This is a genomic window from Methanobrevibacter sp., from assembly GCF_045541095.1.
Classification (GTDB): domain Archaea; phylum Methanobacteriota; class Methanobacteria; order Methanobacteriales; family Methanobacteriaceae; genus Methanocatella.
Genome location: NZ_JAZQIJ010000059.1, coordinates 1 through 11,518, shown reverse-complemented (window position 1 = coordinate 11,518; position 11,518 = coordinate 1). Strand labels below are relative to the sequence as shown.

Sequence of the window (11,518 nt, the reverse complement as noted above, 5' to 3'; positions counted from 1 at the left end):
TTGATGAAAATGCTACTGGATTTGTTGAAGTCAAATCTGGCGATAGTGTATCTAATATTGCATTGGAAAATGGTGAAGGTACATTAGCAATTACATTGCCTTATGGAAGCTACACTTTAGATGTAACTTACCTTGGTGATGCTAACTACAATAAGAACTCCACTAAATGTGAATTCACACTTGTAGAACCTGCTAAGGAAAACACTCCAATCTCTTTGGATATCGTAACTGAAGAAAACAATGTGACAATAACTGCTATTGTTAATGATGCTGCAACTGGTCTTGTCAAATTCCAAGTAACTGGTGAGGAAGAATACACTCTCTATGCAGATGTAATTAACGGTAAAGCAGTTCTTGAAGATATTCTTGTAACTGGTGATTACACAGTAGTTGCAACATACATGGGTGATAACAGGTTTAATACTAATATTACTTATGCTGATTTCACTATTGTAGGCCATATTAAGAAAGATACTCCTATTACTGCACGTGCTGATGTGAATGGTAACAGGGTTACAATAACTGTGAATGTTGATGAAAATGCTACTGGATTTGTAAAATTGACTGTTGGTGGTACTGTTGCTAATATTGAAGTGGTTGATGGTGTCGCAACATTAACAACTACATTGGCACCAAACAGTTACCTTGTTGATGTAACTTATCTTGGTGATGATAACTACAATGTGAACAGTACTAAAGTAACATTTACCGTAACAGAAGTTTCCAAACAAAATACCACTATCGATCTTAATATTATTGCTGATGAAGATACTGCTTTGGTCATGGTTGATTTGGATAAATCTGCAACTGGTTTGGTTAAATTCTATATGGTATGTAAAGAAACCGGTGAAGAATATACTATGTACATGGATGTTATAGATGGTCATGTTGAAACATTTACTAACAGCATTGCTCCTGGAAACTACACTGTAGTTGCTACATACATGGGTGATTCAGTATTCAACACCAACACCACATCTAAGGATGTTGAAATCCTTGGTCATGTGATGAAGGATACTCCAATTGATGTAACTGTTGAAACTAATGCAAACAGAGTTATATTAACTGTGAATGTTGATGAAAATGCTACTGGATTTGTTGAAGTCAAATCTGGTGTAAGTGTATCTAATATTGCATTGGAAAATGGTGAAGGTACATTAACAATTACATTGCCTTATGGAAGCTACACTTTGGATGTAACTTATCTGGGTGATGCAAACTACAATAAGAACTCTACTAAATGTGAATTCACACTTGTAGAGCCTGCTAAGGATGATACTCCAATCTCTTTGGATATCGTTACTGATGAAAACAATGTGAAAATGACAGTTACTGTTGATGAAATTGCATCAGGTCTTGTCAAATTCCAGATAACTGGTCCGGAAGATTACACCATCTATGCAGATGTAATTAAAGGTAAAGCGGTTCTTGAATATGTTCTTTTAAGTGGTGATTACACTGTTGTTGCAACATATATGGGAGATGAATGGTTTAATACTAACATTACTTCTGAAGATTTCACTGTTGTGGGTCATATTAAGAAGGATACTCCTATTACTGCCGGTGCTGATGTGAATGGTAACAGGGTTACAATAACTGTGAATGTTGATGAAAATGCTACTGGATTTGTAAGATTAACTGTTGGTGGTACTGTTGCTAACATTGAAGTGGTTGATGGTGTCGCAACAATTACAACTACATTGCTTCCAAACAGTTACCTTGTTGATGTAACTTATCTTGGTGATGATAACTTCAATATGAACAGTACTAAAGTGACATTTACCGTAACAGAAGCTTCCAAGGAAAATACTCCAATCAATCTTAACGTCACTGTTAATGAAAGCAGTGCCATGTTTAAAGTTGATTTAAATAAAGCTGCAACTGGATTGGTTAAATTCTATTTAATCGGCGATGAAAGCGGTGAAAATTCCACTATGTATGTGGATGTAAAAGACGGTTCTGCAGAACTCGTGGTTAATGGTATTGCACCTGGAAACTACTCTGTTGTTGCAATATATATGGGAGATGACGTCTTCAATTCAAATGTAACAAGTTCCCAGTTCAGCGTATCTGACCATGTGATTGAAAACACAACATTTGAAGTTGAATATACAGTTGATCATAGCAATGTGACAATTACCATAAAATCCAATGTGGATGGAGAAGTGACAGTATACTTGGACAACGTAGAATCTAAGGTGATACTTGAAAACGGTACTGCAAGCTTCACTGTTCCATCTATGGATTATGGAGAACACAGTCTTGTGATAGTCTATCCTGGTGACCGTGATCACACTCCTGCTGTGAACGTGACACCAATCTACATCGAAGGATTTGGTACTAAATTCACTAATATTACTGTTGTAAAAGAAACATTGACTGCTGTATTGTCCTTGGCTACAGGTGATCCTCTTGCAAACCAAAGCATAACCTACATAATTGACGGTGTAGAGGCACATACTTCTACTGATGAAAATGGACAGTTCACCATCCAACACGTGCTGGACAAAGTTCTCACAATCAAATATGAAGGTAATGTCTCATTCCTGCCAACTGGTGTTGAATTGAACCTGAGAAGTCTTGTTCCAAAAAGAATAGACACTGAAATTCTTGGTGAAAATTACGAACAGTACGCTGTCGATTATTATGCTGGTGAAAGAGGACAAAACTTCACAACACAGCTTGTTGACGCCAACGGTAAACCTCTTGCAAACAAAACCGTATACATCGGATGTAATGGTGTATTAAGAGAAAGGACAACAGATGAAAACGGATTCACTTCAGTTCAAATCAACTTTAAGGACAAAAATAGGCTCACATTTGCTGTTGTCTTTTTAGGTGATGAGGACTACACTGGTTCAGTGAGCGTATATCTCATCGTAATCAAGAAAAAACCGGTTACAATGACTACACCTGCAAAATCATACAAGGTCGCTACAAAAACCAAATCCTACACTGTTTCCTTAAAAACAATCAAAGGTGCATCCGCTGATGGTAAAACCTACTTTGGAGCAGGTCAAAAAGTAACACTTAAAGTCAACGGCAAAACCTACACTGCAAAAACAAATGCTAAAGGCCAAGCAACCTTCAAAATTACTAATTTGAAGAAGAAAGGCAAATTCACAGCCTTAATCAAATTCGCCGGAAGCACCACGTACAATGCAGTCAGTAAAAAAGCAATATTAACAATCAAATAAGGATCATTTTGATTCTTATTTTCTTTTTCTTTTTTTAAGTGTTTTTCAATATTTTGTATTGAATAATCCAGTTATATTTAATTTCAATAATTATTACGTATTTTTCACTGTAATTTGGATGACGGGTTAAGTTTCTTCAAATCTTGATGAAACTGCAATTAAACTATTCAAATTATCAAAAATTTTTTCCAAAAAAATTAATTTACATTGAAATATAATATATTATTATGAGTTATATTGATGAAGCGGTTAATTTATTTGGCCAAGGGTATGTGTGTTCTCAGGCAGTGTTTGCGGCATTCAGTGAGGATTTTAACCTTCCAAAAGATAAGGCTCTTAAAATTGGGGCTTGTTTTGGAAGTGGTATGCGTAAAGCTGAAGTCTGTGGTGCTTGCACTGGTGCACTCATGGCAATCGGCTTGAAATATGGTGATGACAAGCAAAAAAGCAACGAGGTATGTGAAAAATTTTTGGATGAGTTTAAAAAAGAAAATGGCTCATATATCTGTAGGGATTTGCTTGAATGTGATATTTCAACTCCGGAAGGTGTTGAAAAGGCGGTTTCAAAAAATCTGTTTAAGGATTTTTGCCCCTTGATGGTTGAATCAGCAGCAAAAATCTGTGAGGAAATCCTATTTAAAGGTTAGTCCTTTTTCAATTTGTCCGGTTAAAAAAGGATTATTATTAAAAGTAATTGCAGTTTTTGACAAGTTCATGTCAATTTGTATTGATTTTTACTTTTGGAGCTTTGACATGTTCCTGCATCACTGAACTTTCATGGTGCTGAATGTAATCACTGTTTTGCAGTTGATGTCATGTCTTTCGATACATTATCAAAGGTGGGTCTTCCTACTCTATGGTCGGCCTAAAAATACTGTGTTGCAGCTATCAAAATTATCAATTTTGTTTCGAATTTATTATCTTGCATTGTCGTTTTTTTATTTTTATGCAAGATTATTATGTTCTTCATATTTTTCAAGATATTTATATATCATTTGCTACATTTTTCATCGATTATTGACTATACTTCAGAATTCCTGTCCTCTGCTTGGAGCAACAAAATAAGCATTTTACCAAAACATTAATTTTTATTGAAGTTTTTCATAGATTCTAAATAATCATCTAATAGGTTAAATAATTCTTCTTTTGTATTCATTTTAAATATTTTAGGCTTAACTTCAAGGCTTCCTGGAAGATTCTTTAGATAATATGCAGTATGGGTTCTCATTTCCTTGATGGCTCTTCTTTCATCTTTTAAATCGATAAGCAGTTCCGTATGTCTTTTTGCCATATTTATTTTCTCTTCTGCAGTTATTTTTTCAGGTTCAATTCCGTAATCGATATAGTCAATGCACTGTTTTACAAGCCAAGGATTTCCTCTTAATGCCCTTCCAATCATTATTGCATCACATCCGGTTTCATCAAGCATTCTTTTTGCGTCATAGCAACTCCTGATATCACCATTTCCAATCACAGGTATTGATACATTTTGTTTAACTTCCTTAATCAGGTTCCAGTCTGCGGGGATGTCGTACCTGTCCTCTCGGGTTCTCGGATGAACTGTAACTGCCGATGCACCAGCATCTTCAACTATTTTTGCCATTTCGACTGCATTTATACTGTCATGATCCCATCCGCTTCTGATTTTAACCGTTACGGGTATTGGAACACTATCCACAACTGTTTTTACTATCTTTTCTGCCAGTTTGGGATTTTTCAAAAGAGCGCTTCCCGCATTACTTTTAACGGCCACCTTTTTGACGGGACATCCCATATTTATGTCAATGATGTCCGGATTCATGTTTTCGTAGATATATCTTGAAGCGATACTAAATGATTCCGCTTCCGCTCCAAATATCTGCTGTGCGATGGGACGTTCTTCTTCGGTCATGTAAAGCATTTCCTGAGTTTTATAATTGTCATACATTATTGCCTTATCTGAAACCATTTCGGTTTCCAGAAGGCCGCAGCCCATTGATTTGACAACTCGCCTATATGCAGAATTGCATATTCCGGCCATAGGTGCCATGACAATCTGATTTTCAATTTCTACATTACCGATTTTCCATTTCATTGAATTACACTCAAAAAAAGTCTATGTTATTATTTTAATGGTAATGCTAATTAATGTTTTCTAAAAAAAGGAATTTGTGGATTAACCGGTTAATCCACTAAACAAGTCACTAAATGGGTTACTGTCTGTAGTATTGTTCATGACAGTTGATATCTCTGTTTCAAAGTTGTTTACATCTCCTTGCACGTTTTGTACTTTTTGGATACTTGTTGCAAGGTTTTCAATGTCGCTGTCTGAAATATTGATGTTGTTTACAACTGTGTAGTTGTTGATAATGTTTACTATGGTTTGGTGATCTGTAACGTTTTCCTCTTTTACAGTCTCTTTAACGTCATCAACCAGATCGGATATTTGGTCTGCAGTTGCGTTTGAGTTTTGAACAACTTCAGCTTGTGTGTATATTTCAGTATTTGCAGCTTCTTTCACGGTTTCTGGAATTTCAACATTTGTAGCTTCTTCATAAGCGTTCATAATTCCAGCCAATGCAGATTCTCCAGTTGCAGTAACCGGACTTGTAACGTAAACGTGGCCGCTTGTAATTCCGGATGATTTTAAAGCGGAAATGTACATGTTTCCGGTTATTGTTGTTATTTTTGATTTATCCACACTGACTTCCAAATCGTTATTGTCATTCAAATCAAGAAGTGCTGATGAGAATATTTGACTTGAGGAGTAAGTTTTTCCTGTAATTGAGCTTGAAATTTTATTTACTTCATCTGCTGTGACAATTTTGGTTTTTGCACTTGCCAAATCGGCATTTGCCTGATTTTTAAAGAAATTGTCAACAGTATTTTTATAATCTGTATTTGCATGTGTGGTTTCACCGTAGGTAATTACTACAGGTTCGACTTGGCCTGAAAATCCGATAGGGATAATCATTCCTACTAATATTATAGATAAGATAACAATACCTATTGTACTCTTGCGCATATTTTCACCTCTTTGAAATAGCAAATTTTATTTGTACCTTTTAGTATTTAAATGTATATTATTTGTGTGTGAATAATTTTTATTATTTGTAAATTTTGCACGAATACAATAATATTTATATGTTTTCAAATCAAATTTAACTTATAGTCAATTTTTTAAAATTGCTATGTTTCTGTTATAAAAAAGCATAAAGGAGGTGAAAAAACGAAAAATATTGATAACAAATTGTTGTTCACTTTGATTATATTTGTATTGCTTCTATTTTCTGTAGGTAGCGTATTTGCAGGGGATAATGAAACAGTATCTGATGTTGTGGGGGTTTCAAAGGATCTTAACGAATTGACGATGACGGACGAACTTCAGGAGGTTCAGACTGCTCACTCAGATGAGCAAATACTACAAGCAAACAATAATGTGATAAATGTCATCAATGTTAAAGATTCTTATAATGAAACTAGCAGAACATGGGATGAAGATGGTTTTGATTTAGCTGGCGCTACAATCAAAGTATTCGATTCTTCAAATAAATTAATTTCAACACATACCACTGATTCAAAAGGTAATGCGGTTATTAAAAATTTAGGGTCTTCCAAATATTCTTTGGAAATTTCATACTCCACCTATGAACCTATAAAATTAACCGACATTGACTTCACTAAAAAGACAGGAACCGTTGATATTAAGGGAATTCAATTTGTTCCGGACATATTGTTGCTGGTAGACTATAACTCACACAGCGAAAAGGTTGACGTGCTTATGAACATGTCAAGAAGGGTGGCTTATATCAGTACTACCGATTTTGACAAATCCCGAGCATGGTTAGTGGAATACGCTAACTATATTCATATTGATATGTTTTCAGAATCCGCTTACAGCGTTTTAACAGGCCAGTACCTGAAACAATTGCTGGCGCGTTCTCCTGCTAATGCGAATTATATGGTTGCATATACCTTCAGTGTATTTTCAAAACAGATTTTGAATAATACCAATATGCATATCATAGGAGCCACTCCGGCTAACAATCACTATGATACTATTGAAAATACTTATATCGGTTCATATTTCCAGGCTAAGGATATCGCGGAATCAGATATTTTACTTAGCAATATGAAAAATTATTTAGATTATGTCCGTCATTTAATCGACCCGTCCAAATATACCAATCCGACACTCGATGAGAATAACGCTCCATTAATGGCTCCTGAATGCGGTTTTTATCATCCTGATTTGGGATTGTACACACTTGTCCCTGAAGGAAAACTAATAAACAAATGGATTCGGGAAAATCCTGGATATACTCACAGTTCAGACGGAAGTTTAAATTGGATGACTGAAAATTATGTTGAATGGTTGAAAACTGAACTGGACCCTACCGCATTGTTCAGACAGTTTGAAAGTGATTATATCAAAAGATTCAATCCGACAAAACCGTTTATAGTAATCGCTTCATATTATGGTGGTGAAGAAGTATCTGATGCACTTATCAGAGGTTATGAAGCTAACGGTAGGCCTGCATTCAACGTATTCAAAACAGGTACCCAACCGCCTATGTCTTCAATATTAAATAATATCAACAACATTTCCACTGTTGGTTTGGCTGCTGTCAATTCACTGTGCAGCTGGTCACTTGATTATGCTAACGGTACTGCAGAGCCTGATTTGACTGATATTGATTTGCATGTATTGAAAGGAATTGTAGAGATTTCAGAATACAGTTACAATTCAGAATTAGGTCCTCAAGTGGAATGGACATATATGGTTACTTATCCAAGTTTTGAAGGTGTATTCGGTCAGGTAGCGCTTTCCTGGGTAGACAGTTTAGGTAAATCCCATATTATCCAAGACGGTGTGGATAAAATGGTTCAGTTAAACTGTAAATGGGCCGATTTGCATGATTTGAATAATTCAGATAAAAAAATAGCTATCATGCTTTACAATTATCCGCCGGGTAAGGCTGAGATTGGTGCATCATACCTTGATGTATTTACAAGTGCATATGACTTGCTTATCCAATTGCACAATCAGGGATATGATATCGGTGCAAGCGTTGATTATATAAATTATTATAACAACACTTATGAGTTGCTTCTCAACTCACCGACAGGATACAAAATCAACGGAACTAATGTAAATTACATTTCACTGTTCAATTTAACCCAGATAATATTTGACATGAACAATAAGGGTTCATGGGCTAGCGGTCTTCTTGAAAAGTATGTTGAGGAAAACTGGGATATGCTTATGGCGCATCACCAGCTGATTTCACTTGAAGATTTTGAACATTTGACCTTGGACATTAGGGATTCATTATATAATGCCCTTATTAACTATTGGAAAGACGGTTTAGGTCCTGCAATGGTTTATAAAAACAAGTATATAGTCATTCCTGGTGTCTGGTTTGGTAATGTATTCATAACCTTCCAGCCAAGTAGGGGTTGGGAGGAAGTTCAGGATTATCACAGCCTTGTAATTCCGCCACATCAGCAATATGTTGCATTTTATAAATGGATGGAAAAAACAGCCAAAATCAATGCTATTGTAAGTATGGGTACTCACGGAACATTGGAATGGTTGCCAGGTATTAACCTTGGAGCATTCCCTGGAGATTGGACTTTCGAGTTGTCATTGATTCCAACAGTATATCCTTATATTGTATCCAACCCTGGTGAGGCGATGGTTGCAAGAGACAGAAGTTCCGCATTATTGATTACTCACATGACTCCTGCAATGGTTTCATCTGAGCTTTACGGTAATTACACTACATTGAAAAATTACATCAATTACTACAAGGAACAGTTAAGTCTTAACGTAACTTCCAATGCTGAAGCATACAGGGATATGATTGTAGAACTGGCTCCTGCTTTAGGTTTCAGAAACTTCTCAGACAATGAAACTTTCGCAGATTACATTGATGAGCTGCACCATTATCTTGATGCAATGGAAGATGACTTCAATACATTCGGTCTGCACACAATAGGTAAGATATTGACAGGCTATGAACTGATAGAAGAAGTTGTCACAATTGTAACTTCACAGACAAAGATTTATGATCAGCTTGTTGAATTCTTCTATCCTGAACTTAAGGATTTAAGTTTCTATAAAGACATGCAAAAGGATTTCAAGTATGAAAAGCAGGTTGAGTTCATCAAGTCATTCCTTAAAGAGTATGTTACTCGTCTTGTAAACGGCACTTCAGCCGATGAGCTAAACAGGGAATACGGATTTGACAAAGGCACTGCATTATATAACTCTACAAGTTATTGTGAGGATATCATTGCAAATATCCAGAAGAATAATGAGTGGAATGCAATTTTACTTGCATTAAGTGGACGCTATGTAAAATCCGGATTGTTCGCAGATCCTTCCTATGGTGATTCAATACCTACAGGATATGATGGTTATGCTTCAGACCCAACAAGGATGCCTTCACAGGCTGCTTACGAGTCAGCTATTACAATTGTAAACATGCTTCTGGCAAATTACTATGAACAGCACGGCAAATGGCCGGAGCTAACTTCATTGATCTTGTGGGGTACTGAAATATCAAGAACCGAAGGTATCGGTGTTGCTGAGTTCATGTACCTTTTAGGTTGTAAACCGGTATGGGCCGACAACGGAAAAGTTCTTGGTGTTGAACAATTGCCTCTAGAAGAGTTGAAAGTAACATTGAATGATGGTTCTATTGTAAACAGGCCTAGAATTGATGTATTCGCAAGTATGGTTACCAACAACAAGGACTGGATTACTTGGATGCTTACTTCAGTGAATTTGGCTCTGAACGCAACCGGCGAGGATGAAACCAACAACTATGTTAAAAAACATTATGCTGAAAATCCTACTTTGGATAGATTATTTGGTCTGCCAGGTAATGTATTAGAAGGAACCGGTATGTCAAATCTTATACCAAACACTGCTGATTGGAGTATCGATTCAGTCAATGAATATGCTATGGATATCTATTTGGATAAAGTATCTTATTCCTGGAAATTGGATGAAAAAGGAAACATCGTCATCAATAAGGAAAAAGAAAACTACAAATACCTGCTTGACAAGGTGGATGTTATTACCCAAAACTTCGACAGTTCATGGAGACTTTTCGATTCAGACGATTACTACGATTGGTTCGGCGGTTTGTATAATGCCGCTAACGTATTGAAAAACCAATCAGGTAAATCAAAACCTGATACAGCATTCTTTGATATCAGGAACAAAAACAATTATGTCTCAAGAACATATCAGGAAGAGATTGACTTTGAGGTAAGAAGCATTCTGCTGAATCCGCAATACGTTAATGCACTGGTTAACACTCCTGCGGGAATGAATGCATACGCATCAAGGTTCCAGAACTTCTATGCAAGTACAGTAATCGGTGGCGGAACATTAAACAAGGAATTAGGTAACCAATTGGCTAAAACTATCCATAAAATTAATTCCGGCGTAACCAATGCTCAATTGTCAGCAGGTGCGCAGTCTTCCACTGCATGGCTGATTTATATGGCTCAGCAAGGTATTTGGGACGCTGATGCCGATACTGTTAGGGATTTGGTTGATGATTACATGAAAGGTGCAATCCAATATGGTGTTGCATGTTGTCACCACACCTGTAAAAACCTTGCATGGAACGCGGAAATTATTCAGTTAAGTTCTTTAACTCCTGCTCAAAAGCAAAAATTCGCTGAAGTATTGGCTCAAGCAACAAATACAGATCCATTATTCAAAATGGATGAGAACTATGACAAACAGGGTAGTCAAGGCAAAAACAATGGAAATGCTGCTGAAGGTGATGAGGGTACTCAAAAAGCAACTGTGTTGTCAAACAGTACTGCTCAACAGTCAGAATCTGACGGATCCAATGCAGGTGGTCAAACCGCATTCGGTGAAGACCCATCCGCAGCAGGCGATGCAAAATCCGCAGCAGATTCACAAAGTTCACAGGATGCATCTTCCGGCGGTGAAAGCGCTGGCGGTGCTAAAGCATATGAACTTTCAGACAAATCAGCTTCCAAATCTACTAGTTCAACAGAATCTAGTATGCCTGTATTTGTAATTATTGCTGTAATTGTCTTAATTGCAATCTTTTTAGCTGGATACTGGCGCAAAGATGAAGATGAATATGATGATTATTAATTAATCATCAACTTTTTTTTTATTTTTTCGATATTTTTAAATATTATATTTTATCAAAACTATAAGACTTTGTCAAGTACCGCGCGGCAAAAAGACAGCTTCACTGCTTAATAGCCTTGCTTTCCGACACAAAAGCGCCATAAGAGCTTGCGCAAAAGGTCGGCGGGAAATACAAGTCGGATCGTAGCCA

The 11,518-nt window shown here is 36.4% G+C and carries 5 protein-coding genes; 3 read left to right on the top strand and 2 right to left on the bottom strand.

Going from position 1 to position 11,518, the window contains the following annotated elements:
- Positions 1 to 3,197 (top strand): Ig-like domain repeat protein (locus ACKI2P_RS02860; protein WP_407374824.1); only part of this gene is annotated, 3,197 nt, incomplete at its 5' end.
- Between the two features lie 227 nt (positions 3,198 to 3,424).
- A complete protein-coding gene (locus tag ACKI2P_RS02855; protein ID WP_407374822.1) occupies positions 3,425 to 3,844 on the top strand; it encodes a C-GCAxxG-C-C family protein in 420 nt (139 codons plus the stop codon).
- A 434-nt stretch (positions 3,845 to 4,278) separates the two neighbouring features.
- Here the strand turns inward: ACKI2P_RS02855 and dusB are convergent, their stop codons facing one another.
- On the bottom strand, positions 4,279 to 5,271 hold the full coding sequence (gene dusB / locus ACKI2P_RS02850; protein ID WP_407374820.1) for a tRNA dihydrouridine synthase DusB: 993 nt from the start codon (positions 5,269 to 5,271) through the stop codon (positions 4,279 to 4,281).
- A gap of 81 nt (positions 5,272 to 5,352) precedes the next feature.
- A complete protein-coding gene (locus tag ACKI2P_RS02845; protein WP_407374819.1) occupies positions 5,353 to 6,201 on the bottom strand; it encodes a DUF1002 domain-containing protein in 849 nt (282 codons plus the stop codon).
- A 237-nt stretch (positions 6,202 to 6,438) separates the two neighbouring features.
- Between ACKI2P_RS02845 and ACKI2P_RS02840 the strand changes: the two genes are divergently transcribed.
- On the top strand, positions 6,439 to 11,328 hold the full coding sequence (locus tag ACKI2P_RS02840) for a cobaltochelatase subunit CobN (RefSeq protein WP_407374817.1): 4,890 nt from the start codon (positions 6,439 to 6,441) through the stop codon (positions 11,326 to 11,328).
- Positions 11,329 to 11,518 lie beyond the last annotated feature (190 nt).

Excerpts from the sequence above, each read along its gene's own strand:
- ACKI2P_RS02845 (WP_407374819.1), bottom strand. The coding sequence starts at position 6,201 with ATGCGCAAGAGTACAATAGGTATTGTTATCTTATCTATAATATTAGTA.
- dusB (WP_407374820.1), bottom strand. The coding sequence starts at position 5,271 with ATGAAATGGAAAATCGGTAATGTAGAAATTGAAAATCAGATTGTCATG.
- ACKI2P_RS02855 (WP_407374822.1), top strand. The coding sequence starts at position 3,425 with ATGAGTTATATTGATGAAGCGGTTAATTTATTTGGCCAAGGGTATGTG.